Genomic DNA, 18920 nt, shown 5'->3' with positions numbered 1-18920 from the left:
GTGTTGCTGAGATGCCTCGTTCTCTCTTCTTCCACAGCCTCTTTGAACCCTGACGGTGAATGAGAACATATCTATGCAGGAAGAGAATGTTACAGAAAACAGCGGCAGCGGGATGCTTGCAGACCCTCCTGTGCGGGGGCTGGTGTATCACGCAGTGCTCTACCTGGGTGTGGTGCTCGTCCTCTTGGCGGTGAACCTCAGGACTGCCCCCGATTCTCTCTGGGTATTATGGATTGCCCTGCTCTGGGGCCTCCTCCTGTTATGGAACGCCTGGAATGTCTATTCAGCACGGAAACAGTAATCAGAGATAACAGGACTGGATTTCAACGACCTCTGCGGAGTCTTTTGCGGCCGCATACTCGGTGAGCGGGTCATGGTTCACCTCAAGAAATCTGATGCCCCAGCTGAAGGCCGAGAGAATCTGCTCTGCCTGTTCTTCTTCTCCCAGGATGACAAGGGCTGCTGCAAACGCCTCGACCGAGTTGAGCATAAACGGCCTGCCGAAGTGACCGGGGTTTGCAGCAACGAGAAACGGCAGTGCCCGGCGCAGGGGCCAGCGTGTGACCTGAATCTTCTCGAAGACCTCCCAGGAACAGTCGAGGGCAGTGATGGACTTTGGTTTTCTGTCGGCAGGTGAGAGTGCCTGCGGTGCCGAGGGGTCGAGGATCAGGCTTGAGCGGGGTATTCTGTCCACCCTTGAGTAGACCCGCACGCATCCGCGCCGCTCGAGTTTTTTCACCGAACAACGCCGGGGATCGCAGGAATTGTCGCGGTAGGCAAAGAGAGGAATCATCCTTTATCTAATGGATGTCCCCATAGTGAATAATCAATGTATGTACTTATGTGCCCCTGCATCGCAGCGCCGTCCCTCCGTGCGGTGGGTATCACGAAAGACGCGGATCTTTTGGCGTTTGCCCGGGCACAGGAGCGTTGCCGTGCGTTTGGCATTGATGCCGTGATGATGCCCTGTTCTGAGACTCAATACCTGGGACCTGATCACCCGCCCGGACCCTATGTGGGCCGGCTTGATACCCCGGCATTTGCGGCAGTCATGGGCCGTTCTGAGGAGGCGGTCCGTGCCGTCATCCGGGAACGGGGGGAGCCTCTCTGTATCGTGGGTGTGGACTCGTCCCCCGTCTGCGGGGTGAACCGGTGGTACCGGACTGATCTCCGTCAGCCGGGCCGTGGTGTATTTCTCTCCCGGTTCCCGGAGATACCTGCACTGGACGTCTGTGACTTTGCACGCTACCGGGTTTACCTCGCAGCCCCGCTCTTCTCAGAGGCCGAACTGGCATATAATCGCTCGGTTGCCGCCCTCCTCAGGGAGCATTTCTTTGCCGTGCACCTGCCGCAGGAATGTGGCGATTCGTCTGCCGAACGCTCGTCTGATCACACATCAGACATCTTTGCGGAGAATCTGGCGGCCCTCGCTGCAGCAGATGTGGTGGTGGCAATCATCGACGGGGCAGATGCAGACTCCGGCACTGCCTGGGAGATGGGGTATACCTATGCACAGGGCATTCCTGTCATTGGCCTGCGCACCGATTTTCGGCAGGTCGGTGCCTCTGAACGGGTCAACCTGATGCTTGAGGAGGCCGCCCGTGTGACGGACAGGGCAGAGATGCTGCCCCGCCTTCTCTTCTCCCCACGTCTCTGCCCGCTGCGGGATGATACCACCACAGGCAACATATGATGCCAATTATTATTTCTCTGCTGACCGACAGTTCAGGTATATAAGGGGCCGGCAGCATATCGGTTCCGGGGATATGACATGGGTCGGCAGAGCATTCTGATTGTGGAAGATGAGGTGATCATTGCAATGGAGCTCAGGGAGACGCTTGAGCACCTGGGGTATACGGTCGTCGGGAATGAACTTCGCGGTGAGGATGCCGTCCGTAGCGCCGGAAAACTCCGGCCGGACGTTGTGCTGATGGATATCCACCTGAAGGGTGAGATGGACGGCATCGAGGCCTCTGATCTCATCGCCCGGAGCTATGACATTCCGGTCATCTACATGACCGCTCATTCCGATCAGGGGACCCTCTCACGTGCCATTCGCACCCAGCCCTATGGGTATATCATTAAACCGTTCAATGAGCGTGATCTCTACTCCAATATCGAGATGGCCCTGCACAAACATCGTGTGAAGAACAGGCTGGATGGCAGCCCGGAGATGGTGGATTCCGCCATCAATATGATTGCCGGGGCAATGGTGATCACTGACCCGCAGGGCCGCATCGAACGCCTCAACCTTGAGGCCGAACGGCTGACAGGCTACCAGCTCTCTGATGTGGAGGGTGTGCCGTTCTTCACGGCCTTCGGGGTCTCTGTGCCCGGCCGCGACCTCCTGATTGAGAAACTGCTCGTCTCCTCAGAGTATGGCGCAGGCTCCATGATCTCCTTCCCCTCCACTATCCGGGTCGGGATGAAATCCGGCGGGGATATGCTTGCCCATCTGAGCACTGCCCTTATTCAGGAGAAGGAAAGTCTGCAGATCCAGAATATTGCCTGTCTTATTGAACCGTATACTCCCGATACTGAAGGGCGGGCAGGCGGCTACCGGAGTGCGGCGGCACTTGTGCAGGCGATCCCTGATCCCTTTGCCTGTGCGGCAGAAGACGGGGGGGTGATTCTCTTTAATGATCTCTTCTCCTCACTCTGTGAGCGTCTGGGACATGGCATCAGTGGTGTGGCCCCCCCCATCACCAGGGTGCTGCCTGAGTCATTTATCGGTAGCCCGGCATTCTTCCATGAGATCCTTGCCGATAATCAGGCGGTGACCCGTGAAAAGATGGTGAAATACTCGACCGGCAGCATTGTCTATGCCATCCGGTATCTTCCGGTGGGTGGCGATACGGGCAGGTCATCGCGTTGCGTGGCACTGCATATCCGCGATGTCACCGCAGAGACCCTGGCGATGCGGCAGTGTGAACGTGCGCTGGGGGAGTCACGAAACACGGATGCCGCGATTGAGGGAATCGGGGAGCTGTGTGCTGCCCTCAAAGAGACGGTTCTTGCGATGTCACGGGCCTATGAGAAGGGGCCGGCCTTTCATGACATGGCAAATGAACAGCTGGCTGAGGCGAACCGGATCCTTGGTGATGTTGACCTCAGGCTCATTGAGATTGAAAAGAACCGTCGGGTATGAGCCGGAATGATCCGCATTGTAGAGATATGCTCTTTAGTAGTTAATGTTCAGGATACCGGATCTCCGGTGGATCAAAGTGATGTAATGGAACTCCTGAGGTCTTTGCTCTCCGTGGGTTTGGGCCGCCCGAGGAAATTATTTTATAGGATGAGGTTCAAGGGGCAGGCAACCCATGGGAGGGTATTGGAATGCCAGAGAGTGAATTAATTCACCGAGACACAACACGGGAAGTATTTATTGAACAGGCACGTGCCCGGCTGGATGAAGTCCGGGAACTGAAGGCAGGTGCCCATGAGCGGATACAGAGTGCACCAGACACGGTGCAGGAAGATATCAGAGCCTGTAACCTGGACATTGATATGTACATCAGTCAGGCAGAGGTTGAAATTGACCTTCTGGAGCATGCAGAAGAAAATGAATGGATTGCACTGCGCAGCAGAGTGGACAGTGCTATCGGTGATGCCCAGGGGAGGCTGGAACGGTGCTATGCGATTCTGGGCACTCCGCAGGAGCGGGTGCAGTGGAAGTGAATCCGGGCCCATAATCCTCTTTTTTTCTGTTTATTTTGATTGGAAATATCATCCCGCAAGGTACAGCAACATCTTCATGAGGGGATGTTGATCTGTTCTGAGAATTGATGTGTGTGCGCCATCCGTTCCCGTCGGGTCTGTTCAGGCAATGGCTGTGCAGAAGGGTGTATGCGATGAAGATAATGTAACGAAACAGGTAAAGTAACCGTGTTTTTCTAAAAGGAATCAAAATGTGAGATGTATTGGGGACTGGTATCAGGGGCGCGAGGTGTGGTATCGGTTTTGTTTGTGGTACGTGTGTTGAGAGGTATGGTATGGTTAAGGTGTGTTGCGCCCCTTTTCCCCGGTATCTCGTGGTCTCCCTGGCGGGTGCGACCATGCCTTATCCGGTATCCCTATTCGGAAAAGGCCGGGTGCAGCCCCTCTGTATCTCGGTGAAAGACCAGAGCGGGAGCGGCGTATTGGTTCCCAACTTGTGCCAAGCTGGTACTATCTACTTATTGGGTGGTGGATTATTTAAATGTATTGTCTAATGCCGAGCATTGAACCGTGCATTGGGCCATGGCATTGAGTCATGCATTAACGAAACCTATATGTCATGGCCCAAAAAAACCTATTCATACATGCTTGGCGCCTTTCCTCAGGAATTAACCCGGATCTGTGAGGTTCTCAAAGAGAATCCCAAAGGGATGGCAGTCCGCGACATCGCTGGCGCCATCGGGATGAACCGGAACACGGCCTCACGCTACCTGGACATGCTTCGCGTGGCAGGGCAGGTGGAGATGAAGACCTACGGCAAGGCAAAGGTCTTCTACATATCGCAGCGGATGCCCATATCTGCAATGATTGACTGTGCGGCTGACATGGTTTTTGTTCTGGACCCGTCGCTTACGGTTGTCGAGGCAAATGATACGATCTGCTCCTTTCTGGGAGGGTGCCGTGATGATATCGTGGGCCACCCGATGCGGCAGTCGGCACTCGGTGCCTTTGATCACCCCCTGATCGTGGGGCGCATCGCCGATGCGATGGATGGAAAGGGTTCGACAGACGAACTGCGGTATATGCGGGTGGACGGGGAGGTCTACTTCCGGGTCAAGACCATTCCCACGGTGCTCAACTCCGGTCTGCCGGGCGTGGCTGTCGTCATGGAGGATATCACCGGTAAGAAGGTGGCAGAGGAGGCACTCCGTGAGAGCGAACTGAAGTTCCGCACCCTTGTCGAGGATATCAGTGATGCGATATGGATCATCGGGGATGACTGGACATTCTCATACGTGAGTCCGCGTACTGAGGAGATCCTCGGGTATCTGCCGGCACGCATGGAGGGGCAGTCACTCTTCTCATACATCCCTGAGACGGATCACACAGAGGTGAAGGCGGCCCTTGAGGGATGCCGGGAATCTCACCGTGGGGATGTGGTGATCCCCATCTCCATGCGGTATATAGACGGCTACTCCGTTGACGTGGAGGTGAGTGCGTCCCCGCAGTATGACCTTCTGGGCGACTTCACGGGCTACCAGGCGGTATGCCGGAATGTGAGTGAGCGCCGGGCGCAGGAACGCAGGCTTCTGCAGTGGAAGTCATTCCTCTTCTCCATTGTTCAGAATATTCCCGCGAAGGTGATGGTGACAAACGCAGCAGACCGGTCGCTCGTGTTTGTGAACCGGTCCTTTGAGGAGATATTTTGTATATCCTCTGATGAGGCGGCTGGCAGACAGTGCAATGAAATTTTTACGCCGGCCCTCTGCCGTATGCTTCTTTGCGGGGATGAGGATACTCTGCGGTCTGGTGAGGAGGTGAATGTGCCGGAGGTCGTCGCGGTTGTTCCCGGTGCCGGTGAACGGATTCTCTCGGTCAAAAAGATCCCCATCTTCTCCGGCAAAGGTCATCTCCGCTACATTCTGGGCATCTATATGGATATGACCGATACGGTCAGGAATGAACAGCGTATCCGTGCCGAACGTGATCAGGCACAGCAGTCGCTCGATGCGGCCGGCATCCTGATTGCCGTTGTCACCCCGGATGGCACCATCAGGACGATGAACCGCCGGGGCAGTGAGATGCTCGGCTACCCGGCGGATACGCTCATCGGCAGGAACTGGTTTGAAACCGTTGTGCCGCCGCATTCGCGGCAAATTCTGCAGAAGCGGTTCTTTGGCGTGCTCAAAAATGGCAATTTTCCTGCGGTATCCGAGAGCGGCTACCTCCTCCATGCCGATGGCAGGCTGATCCCGGTGGCTTGGCAGAATGCGATTCTGCCGGGTGAGGACGGCACCCCGGCAGGGGTAGTCACCTCTGCTGAACCACTGCCTGATACACACTGAGGGCAGGAGACCCTCGTCCCTGCCGCAACATTTTTCTGCCTGTCCTGCGGGATACCACATATGGGCCTTTTTTCGTTCCGGTCATACCGGCAGTATGTCTGGTGCCTTCCGGCGCTCGTCTCTGTCCTTGTACTGGTTGCCATTCTCTGCACCGGTGCCGTCTCTGCGGAACCCATTGCTCCCGGACTGTCGGGGACGCCTGCACACTATACCGCCGGTGAGGAGATCACACTGGGGGGTGTGACGAACCTCGCCCCCGGCACTGTTTTTTTGATCTCGGTAGAGGCGGTGGCATTCCTCCCCACAGAGAAGGGGGAGGGAGGGGCGTTCTCCGGCACGTCCGGGACTGTGGTGGTGCAGGAGGGGCCGCCTGCCTTCTGGTCATTCTCCTTTTCCACCGGCGGATGGACGCCGGGGGAGTACCTGGTCAGCGTGGAGGCGCCAAAGACCGGGACCGTAGAGTCCGGCACCTTCACTCTTCTCCCGGCTGAGGAGACTGCAGAGGTGCCTGCCCTGTCATCTCCGTCTCCGACTTCCCCGGATATGCCGGAATCATCCCCCCTGCCGCCGACCGCATCGCCCGCGGCAGTGCCGCTCTCCCCTGCTGCCGGGGTGGCGGGGTTTGTTGTCGTGTATCTCTTCCGGGCATATGTCAGATGAAATAACGTGTTCTGGTGCAATTTGATCGGCTTACGGCGACATACCGGTAAAAACAGGCAGGTATATTAGTTTGTGGCCGTGAGATCTACCTGAACGGGAGGGAGTGGTGGTTATATGATTTTTCCGGAGTCTGGTTTAGATATATTCGGCCTCAGTCTGGTGGGTATAATTTTGGTGGCAAATATCATCTTTGCCATCTCTGTGGTCTTTGTTGAGCGGAAAAAGCCTTCGATAGCCCTGCTGTGGGTGTCGGTACTCTTCTTTCTGCCCCTCTTCGGGTTTCTTCTCTACCTCGTCTTCGGGCAGACGATATACAAGGAGCATATATTCCGGCTCAAAGAAGAGGACGACCATATTGCAAAAGAGGTGATTGCACGACAGGAGGAGAAGCTGGAGAGCATCCATGTGCCCCCGGAAGACAAGGCCGGCGACTACCTCAATATGATTGCAATGCTGCTGCATAACGACTGGGCGGTCATATCAAATGACAATGCGGTGGAGGTCTACACCGACGGCAATGCCAAATTCGATGCGTTGCTGGATGTGATTGACAATGCAGAGGACTTTATCCATCTGGAATATTACATCATCAGAAACGACACGCTCTCCCGACAGATTGCAACCGCCCTCGCACGGAAGGCACGGGAAGGGGTGACTGTCCGGGTGCTGGGGGACGCCGTCGGATGCCACGGCCTGCCGAAGGATTTCTTCCGCGAGCTCATTGATGCAGGGGGGGAGACTGCCTGGTTCTTCCGCTCAAAATATCTTCCTGTCAATATGAGGATCAACTACCGCAACCACCGGAAGATTGCCATTATTGACGGCAGGACCGGTTTTATCGGCGGGTTTAATATCGGGGATGAGTATCTGGGCAAAGGCCCCCTCGGTCACTGGCGTGACACCCACCTGAAGATCACCGGCACTGCGGTGCATTCCCTGCAGGTCCGGTTCTTCATGGACTGGAACCATGCCGCAGATGCAGACCTCGGCTTTGAAGACCGGCATTTCCCGTCCCCTGAGAAACGGGAGGGAACTTTGGTGCAAATAGTATCCAGCGGCCCGGATTCACGTGGCGAGGCGATTAAGAAGGGGTATCTGAACCTGATTTGCAATGCACGCGAGAGTGTCTGGATACAGACGCCCTACTTCATCCCCGACGGGAGTATCATGGATGCCCTGAAGATGGCAGCGGAATCCGGTGTGGACGTGCGCATCATGTTCCCCTGTAAACCGGACCATCCGTTTGTCTACTGGGCGGGTTTCTCGTATATATGGGAACTGATGGACTCCGGCGTGCGGGCCTATCTCTATGATGATGGGTTTATCCACGCAAAGACCGTCGTCGTTGACGGCATCGCGGCCTCGGTCGGCAGTGCAAACTGGGATATCCGGAGTTTCTGCCTGAACTTTGAGGCGAATGCCTTTCTGTATAAAGGTGACATCCCGGCCACCCTGAAACAGATATTTGCAGATGATATTGCCTCCTGCACGGAAGTGACTCCTGAGATGTACAAAAACCGGACCTTCACGGTGCGGTTTAAAGAATCGTTCTCCCGTCTCTTATCCGGGATTTTGTGAGCTGTCCCGGCGGGAATTCCATCTTTTGTGTTGCCGGACGGCTGCGGGACTGCTGTTGTTATCTTCTCTTTTTGGTTTCTTTCCGGTAATTTTCGATAAAATGCCTGATCCGCGGCAGATTCTGGCGGTAGTGCACCTGCAGGGACGGCCAGGTGTAGGGCAGATACTGCGGCAGCATGGCAGATGCCATCACGCATTTTTCCATGAGATTTTTTTCCCGGCCCATGACACAGTTCTTTCGGCGCAGCACCGCCTCAATAAACTCCTCCGGGGTCTCTGCATGGGCACAGGTGAGGACATGCCCGAGGTCAGAGAGGAGGTGGCCGTCTGTGCCGCCGGTCATACACATGCCGCGGGAGTCTGCCACGTCTGCCGCCCTTTGGTTGAGGGATCGTGACATGCCGCCGCTGATCACTTCCAGGCCGTCGAATGCGTCGTACATCCGGGGGGAGAAATACCGGCGTTCGATGCACTTTGCGAGACCCTTGTTGAAGAGCAGGTAGCCGAAGGGGTGGGCGGCGACCATGAGGCAGGGATAGTCGTCTGCAAATGCAGCAATCTCCGGGGTCGAGAGTGCTGTCGCAAGGTACGGGCTGCTGCTCTTCTTCTGTGCGATCTGTTTCTCATAGCAATCCGTGAGGTCGCCCACCGAGAAGAAGTAGAGGAGGATATGCGGCCCGTCCCAGGCACTGATCTCGATGCCCGGTATGAGGAGGATGGGGGCTTTGCGGCGTTCTGCCTCGATGACGCCGCTGACGGCGTTGTGGTCGGTTATGGCAAGCCCGATGCCCTTCTTCTCTGCGAGGGCCAGGGCATCGCGGACGCGGGTGGGGGAGTCGGAGTGATTGGTGTGAAAGTGCATGTCCACCCCGGTAAGGCCACGCCTCCTGATTGCGGCGATGTCGGGTTCGCCAAAGCTGACCCGTGGGAATGTAGTCTGGTCGCTCATGCCATTCAGATATCATATCCGTTGCCTGTACTCATACTTACCTGTGGCGCCTCTGTCAGTACCTCTGTGGAGAGGTGGGGCCGCAGATAAAGATGTTTGGTCTGAATACATGCATGGGGCATCTGATTTATAATTAAATTCAGAATTTGGCGCATTTAACTATTTAAAATTATTTTTTATGGGAGATATACTAATATATAGTGTATACTAGACGTTATATTATTCTTTTCAGGAGTTAATACGTATGGTCTTAATAAAAAGGATGGGTATAGTATCTGTCCTGACAGTAATACTCGCGGTGCTGTGTGTGGCGGCGCCGGCGATGGCCGCTACCTGGGTGGTAAATCCCGACGGAACAGGTGACTTCACCACTATTCAGGCGGCATTTGATAGCAAATGGACAAGCGGTGACACGATAGAGATTGCATATGCGGTCTATCAGGAACCGGTGGCGGTGGATGCAGGGGGCAGGGACCTCACGATTGCAGGCGTCCCCTCACCGGCGGGTGAACTGCCGGTGATTGACGGTATGGACGGCGCCGTTGAACTGCCCGGCCTGGATCAGGGTTCGTATGGCTGCGGGGCCTGTTCGATGTACCTCTTTGACGGTAATTTTATCGTTTCCAATCTGCTGGTGACGAATGCCTCGAATAACGGTATGGTGGTGCATTCCGGAGACGTCGTGCAGATCACAGAGGTCGAAGCCGCAGAGAACGGCAGGCATGGTATCAATATCATTGGATATGATGGGGCTGTCCTGACCGGGATTGCGGCATATAATAACGGTTGGGCCGGTATCCATACGAGAAGTACTGACTACGTCGAAGGCACAGATCTGTTCTGTTATGACAACAACGATGATGGCCTGCAGATATGCGGCAGTGACGAGGTGTATCTTTCGTTCGTGGAGGCCACCGGGAACGGATGGCGTGGCGTCAATGTGCAGCTGAGAGAGTCATCCACGGCTTTGATCTCCGATATTCTGGTCACGGACAATCGTAATGATGGCCTCTTTGTAAAAGGATCTGGCCTCTCCACGGCCGACATTTCCCGTGTTGAATCCACCGGAAATGGCGGTGACGGAGTGGTTCTGAATGGTTTTGATACTTTTACTGCTAGTGGACTGTTCCTCGATGGGAATGGTGAGGAGCAGGACCTTGACCTTGCTCCCCTGCTCCATGCAGACTGCAGGAATGCAGCGATTGGGAATGGAGAGGAGTGCTCCGGCATGTCCACGCTCCATGCAGACTGTGATACTGCGGTGATGACAAATTCAGTGGCCTCTGACCTTCGCGGCGAGGGGAACGGTCTCTTCGTGGTGAAGTGCGTTGATGGTCTCATTGACGATGTGGAAGCCACGAACAACCCGTCTGTGGGCATCCTGGTTGATGCGACAGGCGATGTTGTCATTTCCAATTGTACCGCGGATGCGAACGGGTATCTGGGGATTCTCACCATGTCTTTATCTGACGAATTCAGTGTGCCTATGGGCGGTCTTCTGTCGGATACCAGCATGGACATGGAATCAGGTGCCACGGAAAACACGTTTGAAACCGCTTTTACCGGAATGACTGCGTCTGTGGCAGATGCAACAGTCGTCTCTGAAGATGAATTCATACTCGGAGAAGGTGTTTCCATCTTTGTTGAAGATATCATAGAAGAGGGCCCGGATGTGACACTCTCCTCCGTTACGGCGAACAATAACGGCTATGCCGGTATCGGGGTTATTGCCCCGTATGTTATTGCATCGGATATCACCGCAAATGAAAACGGTGCGTGCCCGACAGACACCGCAGGCACCCTTACCGGTGCCGGTATTGTCGGGGCGTCCTTTGTCGGCGAATACTCTGATATTACGGCGGCAGATAACGGTGGAGCCGGCATGGCCGCAGCATCCCTCGCCCTCGACATTGATGATTCGTTATTCACCGGAAATGGTGTGGATGCCTACAGTGATATTCACGGCCCGCTCTTTCAGACCGGGCTGCTGACGGTCTCTGCGGTAAACACCTTCTCAGGTGTGCATTCTGACAGGAATGCCGGGTCCGGTATGCTCATGACATCTGTTATCACCGACTGCGACGGCTGCACGGCATCAGGGAATGAGTATGCCGGCATTGTCGCAGCAGATCCCCTGAGTCTGGGTATTGCCGCAGCCATTGTACACTTCGGCCCGTCCTTTATTTCTGAAGCGGATGGGCTTTCTGAAGAAGACCGGTTCTACCTGACCGGTCTCTCGTCACAGACGATGCAGGATGTTGTGACATGCTATGGCACGACGGATACCTTTGTTCCGTCAGCCGTCGCTGACACCGGAATGGACAGCATATCCGATGAAGATATTGCATTCCTGGTTGACCTTCTGCACCAGTATCTGGCCATTTCAGAGTGTGTTATAACAGATTCTGCCGCAGATGAGAACGGGCTCTTCGGTATGGCAGTGGTATATCCGAATGTCATGACTGACGGGTTCAGTGCAGATGGCAACGGGTATGATGGCGCTGAATTCCCCGAGGCCCTTGCCGGGACCGGTATTGCCGGTCTCTATATGACAGGGGAATTCATTGACACCTCGGTCTCTGAGAATACCGGGGCAGGGATGGTCACCATCGGTGTGGTATCAGCATATGTCGGCGTCATTGCTGATGACAACGGCTATGCCGGCATCGTCACGATTGATCCCCTCACCCTTGCCGCAGCGTTTGTCGGCTACTTTGTTGTGCTGGACGACACCGACACCGTGGTGAGTATGACAACAGACACAACCGATCTGGATATGCATGCAGATATCGCAGAGAGTGCGGTCGTGCAGGAGATTATTGCCACATACTACATTGGCACGCCATCTGAAGGCATCACCATGGATGCCGTCAGCATTCCGGACGACGGGATGGATATTCTCCTTGAGCATATCGAACTCTACTTTGACTATGCGGGTGTCTATGCATACGATGTCTCTGCATCCGGCAACGGTTACCCGGGTTTTGTTGCCATCGCCCCGAATGTGGTGATGGACGGTGTCACGGCAGACCATAATGGTGCGAAAAATGACGATGAATCCGATGTGATTGGCCTCGCTGCAGGCAGTGGCATCGTCGGTCTCTCCATCGCCGGTGAATACACGGATATTGCCGCAAACGGCAACTCCGGTGCCGGGATTGCTGCTGCGGGTGTGGTCACGGATATGACCGCCTGTGAAGCGGATGATAACGACGTGGGCGTGGTCTCCCTCTTCATTGCCGGAGACTATGCAGAGATTTGTGCCGACGAAAATGCCCTCTCCGGTATTGTCCTCGCCGGCATCAACGGCACCCTCACTGATTCTGCTGCAGCAGAAAACGCCGGCCCCGGCATTGTCTGTGTTGACCCGGTGGCAGCTGCCCTCATGTATCTTGTCTTCACTCCGGAAGCAGAACCGGCTGTAATGGTGGGATCGACGAATGGCATGGATGCCTCTTTCGAGTATGAGACAGATGCAGTCTCGCCCGAAACGTTTGCCCTTCTGAGCCAGCTCTCCGGCAGCACGGACACGGTATCGTCCGTGAGTGACGATAGTGAGACCGAGACTGCATGGACACTCATTGAGTGGGGGATTGCACACATCTCTTCGTATGAAGGAGATGTCACTGAACTGAATGAAACAGAGATCCTGGACCTTGTCCTTACTCATTACCTGACGGGTGCCGGACTCTCCGTCTCTGATGTAACCGCAGACAACAACGGCTGGCAGGGTATTGTGGTGCTCTCCCCCTCCATTGCAGTTGCTGATGTTGCCGCAGACGGCAATGGCTATCACGGTGTTTCTGTTATCAGTCCGTGGAAAGCGGTCGATGCTACAGGGTTTGTCCACCCCGCAGAACCGGTTGGAGCCGAACGCCTGAGCGTCAGGGACATTTATACCGTGAGTAACGGTGGTGCAGGCCTTGCTGTCTCCGGGGCAAACGGCGGAGACGTGATGGATGTCTATGGCTCCGACAATAGTGTGGGCATACTCCTTGGCGATTCAGACCATCTCATGGTTTCAGATAATACCTTTGAAACAAATGTGATTGCGTCGGTATTCTGTGGGGGAAGTCAGGTCAATAGTCTCGTCCCGACCGGTGTGTTCCTTTCAAATGACATACTCACCGACCCGACCGGGTCAAGTGATAATGTCTTTGCCTATACTGACGTGGATGCGGGCATTGTAATCCTTCCGAACTCCTCCGGTAATGTATTCGATGATACCTTCCTTGACGAAGCAGGGCTGATCGCAGCGGACATCTCAGGCGACGGTCCCTTTGTTGTCTACAGCACGTCCGGGTCCTGGGCCCCGGCACTGCCGGACCCACAACCGTGGCATCATATGGGCGGATGCGGAATTGGTGTGGTTGGCCTGGGTGGGTTTAACACGACCGTGAACGTCACGTATGACTACAGCTACGGGTTCCCGCCGGTTACCGGTGCAGGTCTCTATCCGCAGTGGGCCGAGAATGCCACTACTCCCTGGAAAGACTGGCAGTTCAATGCGGTCACCAACGATCCGGTTACGATGACCGTCGGAACAATGCAGGTGCCAATCAACCTGGCCGGTGACACCTATGGTGTCTTCAGCGATGTGATGTTCCTTGCACCGTTCTGGACTGAAGAGCGGGGCGGGGATGACCCGAGCAGGGAGATAACCGGGAACACCACTTCTCTGTCTGCCTCCACACCCGGCCCTCTCTCCGGCATTGGCACGTCCGTTGTCAAACAGGTGACCGGCGATGTTCCCGGGGCTGAATCAGGCGATGGTTCAGACGATGACACGGGAACGCCGGAGACAACTCCTGTAGCTGATGCAGGCACGGATTTGACATCTGCTCCTGCAGCCGGAGAAGCGACAGCCACCGGGACAGAAGCAGTCTCCACCCCGGTACCAACCACAACCCCTGCGGGAACTATACCGGCCATCGGTGCCCTTGGCATACTGGGTGCCATCGCGCTTCTCCGGCGCCGGTAATCCGGCGACTCTTTTTTTCTTTCTCTTTTTTTCCGGCGATGCACACATGCATGACGGCAATGCATATATATGTACATTGACATACTGGTGCTGTATGGAGACCAAGTACATTCTCGACGAGAATGACCTGCCGAGACAATGGTATAATATTCAGGCAGATCTGCCCGTACCCCTTTCGCCGTCCTATAACCCGCAGACAAAAAAGCCGATTGGCCCGGAAGATCTGGCCCCGATATTTGCAAATGAGCTCATCCGGCAGGAGGTATCAACCAAACGCTACATCGATATACCGCCTGAAGTGCGTGACATCCTCACCCTCTGGAGGCCGTCTCCCCTCTACCGTGCCCGGCGGCTGGAGAGATTCCTGAAGACGCCTGCGAAGATCTTCTACAAGTACGAGGGGGTCAGCCCGCCCGGTTCGCACAAACCGAACACGGCGATTGCCCAGACCTACTACAATATGAAAGACGGCATCGAACGGATTGCAACCGAGACGGGTGCCGGGCAGTGGGGATCTTCCCTTGCCTTTGCGACCCAGCTCTTTGACATGGAGTGCAAGGTCTATATGGTCAGGGGCAGTTATGACCAGAAGCCCTACCGCAAGATGATGATGCAGTGCTGGGGGGCGGACTGTATCGCGTCCCCGTCGCCTGAGACCAATGCCGGGCGGGCCATGCTGGAACAGGATCCGGAGACATCGGGTTCTCTTGGAATCGCGATCTCTGAGGCAGTCGAGGATGCGGCCTCGCACGCGAACACCAATTACTCCCTCGGGTCGGTCTTAAACCACGTCTGTCTGCACCAGTCGGTGATTGGTCTGGAGACACTGGAACAGCTGAAGATGGCAGGCGAGGAGACAGCAGACGTTGTCATCGGCTGTGCCGGCGGCGGTTCTAACTTTGCTGGTCTTGCGTTCCCGTTTATACGGGAAAAGCTGGCAGGGAGAATGCCTGACTGCCGGATGATTGCCACCGAACCGGCGGCCTGCCCGACGCTCACCAGGGGCCTCTATGCCTATGACTATGGTGACGTGGCAGGCTACACACCGATTATGCAGATGTACACCCTCGGCCACGGGTTCGTCCCGCCCTCCATCCATGCGGGCGGTCTGCGCTATCACGGCATGGCGCCGCTTGTCTCCCTCCTGCACCACGAAGGTCTGGTTGACTCCGTCTCCTGCCACCAGAACGAGGTCTTTGCCGCAGCAGTCGCGTTCTGCCGCACAGAAGGCATCATCGTGGCCCCGGAGTCTGCCCATGCGATTAAGACGGTGATGGATGTGGCGGCCGAGTGCACGCGGACGGGTGAAGCGAAGACGATTGTCTTCAACTGTTCCGGCCACGGCAACTTTGATCTCTCATCGTATGAGGCATACTTTGCCGGCGCCCTGCCAGACTATGAGTATCCCGCAGACCTTATTGCAGCATCACTCAAAGATCTGCCGTCGATTCACTGATGTTGATTGGCTTTGTGGTAAACCCGGTTGCAGGCATGGGCGGTGCCGTCGGACTGAAAGGGACGGACGGTGCGGTAAAGGAGGCGAAACTGCGGGGGGCAGTCCCGGTCGCACCGGGCCGGGCCCGCACGCTGCTCGGTCTCATTACGCCGGGCGTCCATACATTTCTTACCGCAGGCGGTTCGATGGGGGAGAGACTGCTGGCTGAGGCCGGGCACCCGGCAGAGACGGTCTATGTCCCGGAGGGGGCAGATACCACAGCAGAGGATACCCGCCGGGCCTGCCGGGCGTTTGCTGACCGGGGCTGCGGTCTTATTCTCTTCTGCGGCGGGGACGGGACGGCCCGTGATGTCTTTGCCGTGGTTGGTGACACCGTTCCTCTCCTCGGTGTGCCCTCCGGCGTGAAGATGTACTCCGGCATCTTTGCAGCGACCCCTGCGGCGGCGGCCGCATGTGTAAACCGGCTGGAAGAAACAGTGATGACGGATGTGGAGGTGATGGATATCGACGAAGCCGCCTACCGGGACGGCCGACTTGCGGTGACGCTCACCGGGATTGCCCGTTCGCCTGCCCTCACCGGGCATCTGCCTTCATCCAAATGGGCGACTGACGCGGGGCATGAGGCACGGGCACAGGCGGAGATCGGACGGTTCATCACCGATATCATGCGGGATGACACCCTCTACCTGATCGGTGCCGGGAGCACCACCGCCGCCGTCATCCGGGCACTGGGGGAAGACGGCACACTGCTGGGCATTGACGCGGTTTTTGACGGGGATGTCATCGCCCGTGACCTCAATGAGACAGGAATCCTCCACCTTCTGGACCAATACCCACGGGTGCAGGCAGTTGTCTCGCCCATCGGGGCACAGGGGTTTGTGCTGGGCAGGGGGACCCAGCAGTTTTCCCCTGCCGTGATCGAACGTATCGGCCCGGAGAATGTTGTTGTGATTGCAACCGAGGCCAAACTCTCCCACACCCCGACCCTGTATCTGGATGCCGGGGATCCTCTGATCAGCTCCCGGTTTCCTGATTCCGTTCAGGTAATATGCGGATATGCAATGGCCCGCCGGATGCCCCTGATGCGCTGATCAGAAAAGTAAGTTTTCCCTCTCCCGGCAGGCCCTTTTTTGCCGGGAGACAGGTTTATCTGGGTTGCTCCCAAGGAGGGAGCATGGAGGATTCCCGGACCGGCACGGTTATTATGGCTCTGCCGTTGCTGATTCTTGTTCTGGCCCTTGTGATCGCTCTCTACAATGTAGGATTTGATGTGAATATGGCAGCCCTGCCGGAAAACCCTGTCGGGCCGCTGGAAGAGACCCTTACTGCCCTTATGCAGGCAGACCAGCCGCTGGTAACCGGCAATGCGGTGGAGACTGATGCTGCTGCCGGCACGGTCACCCTGAAGGGAAGTGTGGAGAACCCGACCGCGTATCCGCTGAGCCTGCAGCACCTCGAGTACCGGATTCCCGGTGAAGACGGGGGGTTTACCGCCATTCTTGCATCGCCGGTGACGGTCCCTCCCGGGGAGCGTGTCACAGTTGAACTGACCGGTGCTGCCACACCGGATGCTCTTTTTGCCCTGAATGCAGGCAGTGCCGAAGGGATACTCTCTTATGAAATCGAGATACTGGGTGTCAGTATCACAACCGAGACACCCCGGACATGGGAGGTGGAGGCATGACCGGTACCGGGAAGGAGTGGACGGTGGCAGACTGCAACATCCCGGGTCTTGTCGCAGGCATCTGCCTGATTGCACTCCCGTTCCTTGGCTACTGGTGGTCGGTGCGGTTTGGAGACGGTGCCTTTGCCCTCGAAGTCTCCCCGTTCATGCTGGGCATGCACGGGTTTGGAAAAGAGTTCTTCTCACCGCTGATTGCTGCGGTGAATACGGCGATTATCATCAGCATTGTCTTTTTTGGCGCCCTGCTTCTCGTCGGGTCGATGCTCCGCTGCAGCCCCCGCTACCGGCAGCAGTCAGACCGGCTGGTCGGGATGGCGGCCAATAAACCGTTCTGGCTGGTGGTGCTCTTTGTCGTCTCCATCGTTATCAGCGGGTTTGGAATAGAATATTCCCTCCGGGAGACCGGGATTGCTGTCTCCCTGCCGGTTGTAGTCGGTGATGCAGTGGGAACGATCACCGCATCAGGCTTCACGGTGCAGATTCCGGTATCGATGTCCCTGAATACGGCATTCTGGTATGCCGTTGTATTCGCTATTATTGCCGTATATGCCGGGATATACCAGAAAAGACGGTATTATGGCAGCCCTGAAGAGGCAGCGGTGCCGGAGGCTGCGTGAACACGTGCGCATAGTGACGGTATTTCAATTTTTTTGAGATGTATGTGTCCGGGGACGGTGGCAGGTGCCGATGAAAGATATATGTATTCAGCCCCCCATCTACCATCTGCCAGGCCTGACCCCGGGGGGTCATCGGGTGCTGGTGTGATGTCCTGCGGCTGACGGTAATCTGCATTTTTAATGAAAAATCAGTCACTACAGTATGGTGCCGGCGGGGCACATGGGGGTGTATACATGGGGGAACATATACCGGATTGCCGGGCGGCATTTCTGAACAATGCTGTGCCGATGAGTATTATCAATGATGACGGGAGGCTCTGTTCTGTAAACCGGGTCTCAACGGGGTATTTCCGGGGTGCCACATCCGGCCCGGAGACAATATCCCCGACCTTTTTTTCGGGCGCTGGTTTTGGGGGCCTCTCTGATGCGACAGAATCCGCCCGGCTGCGCCGGGCACTTGAGCATATCCGGGTGGCAGAGGAGGGTGCAGGTATCGGTTTCTGGGATGCCTTTGTGAAAGGGGGGGCATTGTCGGTTGACAGCGGCTGGGCGCATATCATCGGCTATGAGGCAGGGGAGCTGGGCGCATCGTTTGATGATATATTTATGAGTCGGATTCATCCGGCGGACCGGCCGGAGGTGACGGCATGCGTTGCACGTCTTGATAACGGAACCACGCCCTCTGCCCGGACAGAGTTTCGTATGCAGCACCGGGACGGCAGGTGGATATGGGTCCGGTCTGTCTGCCGTGTCGTCGCGTATGATGCTGATGGCAGCCCGGAGCGGGTGGCAGGGCTGCATATGGACATCACCCAGGAGCATGAGATGCTCGATGCCCTTGCTGAAGCGAAGAAGAAGATCATACTGCTCTCGTCTGTCACCCGGCATGATATCTTAAACCAGGTCTCGGTTATTCTGATGTGCGACGAACTGCTGCGGGGGGATACCGGGATGGCGCCGCTGACTCCCGATAAGGCTGATCATTACCGGGAT

15 protein-coding genes are annotated in these 18920 nt (G+C 56.2%); 13 read left to right on the top strand and 2 right to left on the bottom strand.

What is annotated here, in order from left to right:
• The first annotated feature begins 73 nt into the window (after positions 1-73).
• Positions 74-301 carry a 2TM domain-containing protein gene (locus tag MKMG_RS05005; protein ID WP_165076304.1) on the top strand — a complete coding sequence of 76 codons (228 nt, stop codon included), beginning with the start codon at positions 74-76 and terminating at the stop codon, positions 299-301.
• Here MKMG_RS05005 and MKMG_RS05000 read toward each other — a convergent pair whose 3' ends face one another.
• Positions 302-793 (bottom strand): DUF367 family protein, encoded by a 492-nt coding sequence (locus tag MKMG_RS05000; protein ID WP_165076303.1) that lies wholly within the window; start codon positions 791-793, stop codon positions 302-304. It lies immediately after the preceding gene.
• A gap of 36 nt (positions 794-829) precedes the next feature.
• Here MKMG_RS05000 and MKMG_RS04995 point away from each other — a divergent pair, with 36 nt between their 5' ends.
• From MKMG_RS04995 to cls, 6 genes are all read left to right on the top strand, one after another.
• Positions 830-1693 (top strand): nucleoside 2-deoxyribosyltransferase, encoded by an 864-nt coding sequence (locus MKMG_RS04995; protein ID WP_165076302.1) that lies wholly within the window; start codon positions 830-832, stop codon positions 1691-1693.
• A gap of 78 nt (positions 1694-1771) precedes the next feature.
• On the top strand, positions 1772-3148 hold the full coding sequence (locus tag MKMG_RS04990; protein WP_165076300.1) for a response regulator: 1377 nt from the start codon (positions 1772-1774) through the stop codon (positions 3146-3148).
• Positions 3149-3336: 188 nt separating this feature from the next.
• Positions 3337-3678 (top strand): hypothetical protein, encoded by a 342-nt coding sequence (locus MKMG_RS04985; RefSeq protein WP_165076299.1) that lies wholly within the window; start codon positions 3337-3339, stop codon positions 3676-3678.
• A 623-nt stretch (positions 3679-4301) separates the two neighbouring features.
• Positions 4302-6002: a PAS domain S-box protein gene (locus tag MKMG_RS04980; RefSeq protein ID WP_165076298.1), complete on the top strand. Its 1701-nt coding sequence runs from the start codon at positions 4302-4304 to the stop codon at positions 6000-6002.
• Positions 6003-6062: 60 nt separating this feature from the next.
• Positions 6063-6662, top strand: coding sequence for a hypothetical protein (locus MKMG_RS04975; RefSeq protein WP_165076296.1), 600 nt, complete (start codon positions 6063-6065; stop codon positions 6660-6662).
• A 174-nt stretch (positions 6663-6836) separates the two neighbouring features.
• Positions 6837-8240 carry a cardiolipin synthase gene (gene cls / locus MKMG_RS04970; protein ID WP_254059090.1) on the top strand — a complete coding sequence of 468 codons (1404 nt, stop codon included), beginning with the start codon at positions 6837-6839 and terminating at the stop codon, positions 8238-8240.
• Between the two features lie 58 nt (positions 8241-8298).
• Here cls and MKMG_RS04965 read toward each other — a convergent pair whose 3' ends face one another.
• Positions 8299-9189 (bottom strand): PHP-associated domain-containing protein, encoded by an 891-nt coding sequence (locus MKMG_RS04965; protein ID WP_165076294.1) that lies wholly within the window; start codon positions 9187-9189, stop codon positions 8299-8301.
• A gap of 244 nt (positions 9190-9433) precedes the next feature.
• On the opposite strand from MKMG_RS04965, the gene MKMG_RS04960 reads away from it, so the two are divergent.
• From MKMG_RS04960 to MKMG_RS04935, 6 genes are all read left to right on the top strand, one after another.
• Complete coding sequence (locus MKMG_RS04960) at positions 9434-14170, top strand: right-handed parallel beta-helix repeat-containing protein (protein ID WP_165076292.1); 4737 nt, start codon at positions 9434-9436, stop codon at positions 14168-14170.
• A 94-nt stretch (positions 14171-14264) separates the two neighbouring features.
• Positions 14265-15626 (top strand): TrpB-like pyridoxal phosphate-dependent enzyme, encoded by a 1362-nt coding sequence (locus tag MKMG_RS04955; protein ID WP_165076291.1) that lies wholly within the window; start codon positions 14265-14267, stop codon positions 15624-15626.
• Complete coding sequence (locus tag MKMG_RS04950; RefSeq protein WP_371415197.1) at positions 15626-16717, top strand: ATP-NAD kinase family protein; 1092 nt, start codon at positions 15626-15628, stop codon at positions 16715-16717. The genes MKMG_RS04955 and MKMG_RS04950 overlap by 1 nt, the downstream gene beginning before the upstream one ends.
• Before the next feature lie 83 nt (positions 16718-16800).
• Positions 16801-17310: a hypothetical protein gene (locus MKMG_RS04945; RefSeq protein WP_165076290.1), complete on the top strand. Its 510-nt coding sequence runs from the start codon at positions 16801-16803 to the stop codon at positions 17308-17310.
• On the top strand, positions 17307-17927 hold the full coding sequence (locus MKMG_RS04940; RefSeq protein ID WP_165076288.1) for a hypothetical protein: 621 nt from the start codon (positions 17307-17309) through the stop codon (positions 17925-17927). The genes MKMG_RS04945 and MKMG_RS04940 overlap by 4 nt, the downstream gene beginning before the upstream one ends.
• A 234-nt stretch (positions 17928-18161) precedes the next feature.
• The coding region (locus tag MKMG_RS04935; protein WP_165076287.1) for a PAS domain-containing protein at positions 18162-18920 on the top strand (759 nt) is incomplete at its 3' end.

It is taken from the genome of Methanogenium sp. MK-MG, assembly GCF_009914725.1.
In the GTDB taxonomy this organism is placed as follows: domain Archaea; phylum Halobacteriota; class Methanomicrobia; order Methanomicrobiales; family Methanomicrobiaceae; genus Methanogenium.
This window is presented reverse-complemented; position numbering and strand designations above follow the sequence as displayed.

Bases quoted from the DNA above. Each gene is read 5' to 3' on its own strand.
- MKMG_RS05005 (WP_165076304.1), top strand. From the start codon at position 74: ATGCAGGAAGAGAATGTTACAGAAAACAGCGGCAGCGGGATGCTTGCA.
- MKMG_RS05000 (WP_165076303.1), bottom strand. From the start codon at position 793: ATGATTCCTCTCTTTGCCTACCGCGACAATTCCTGCGATCCCCGGCGT.
- MKMG_RS04995 (WP_165076302.1), top strand. From the start codon at position 830: ATGTATGTACTTATGTGCCCCTGCATCGCAGCGCCGTCCCTCCGTGCG.
- MKMG_RS04990 (WP_165076300.1), top strand. From the start codon at position 1,772: ATGGGTCGGCAGAGCATTCTGATTGTGGAAGATGAGGTGATCATTGCA.
- MKMG_RS04985 (WP_165076299.1), top strand. From the start codon at position 3,337: ATGCCAGAGAGTGAATTAATTCACCGAGACACAACACGGGAAGTATTT.
- MKMG_RS04980 (WP_165076298.1), top strand. From the start codon at position 4,302: ATGCTTGGCGCCTTTCCTCAGGAATTAACCCGGATCTGTGAGGTTCTC.
- MKMG_RS04975 (WP_165076296.1), top strand. From the start codon at position 6,063: ATGGGCCTTTTTTCGTTCCGGTCATACCGGCAGTATGTCTGGTGCCTT.
- MKMG_RS04965 (WP_165076294.1), bottom strand. From the start codon at position 9,189: ATGAGCGACCAGACTACATTCCCACGGGTCAGCTTTGGCGAACCCGAC.
- MKMG_RS04960 (WP_165076292.1), top strand. From the start codon at position 9,434: ATGGTCTTAATAAAAAGGATGGGTATAGTATCTGTCCTGACAGTAATA.
- MKMG_RS04955 (WP_165076291.1), top strand. From the start codon at position 14,265: ATGGAGACCAAGTACATTCTCGACGAGAATGACCTGCCGAGACAATGG.
- MKMG_RS04950 (WP_371415197.1), top strand. From the start codon at position 15,626: ATGTTGATTGGCTTTGTGGTAAACCCGGTTGCAGGCATGGGCGGTGCC.
- MKMG_RS04945 (WP_165076290.1), top strand. From the start codon at position 16,801: ATGGAGGATTCCCGGACCGGCACGGTTATTATGGCTCTGCCGTTGCTG.
- MKMG_RS04940 (WP_165076288.1), top strand. From the start codon at position 17,307: ATGACCGGTACCGGGAAGGAGTGGACGGTGGCAGACTGCAACATCCCG.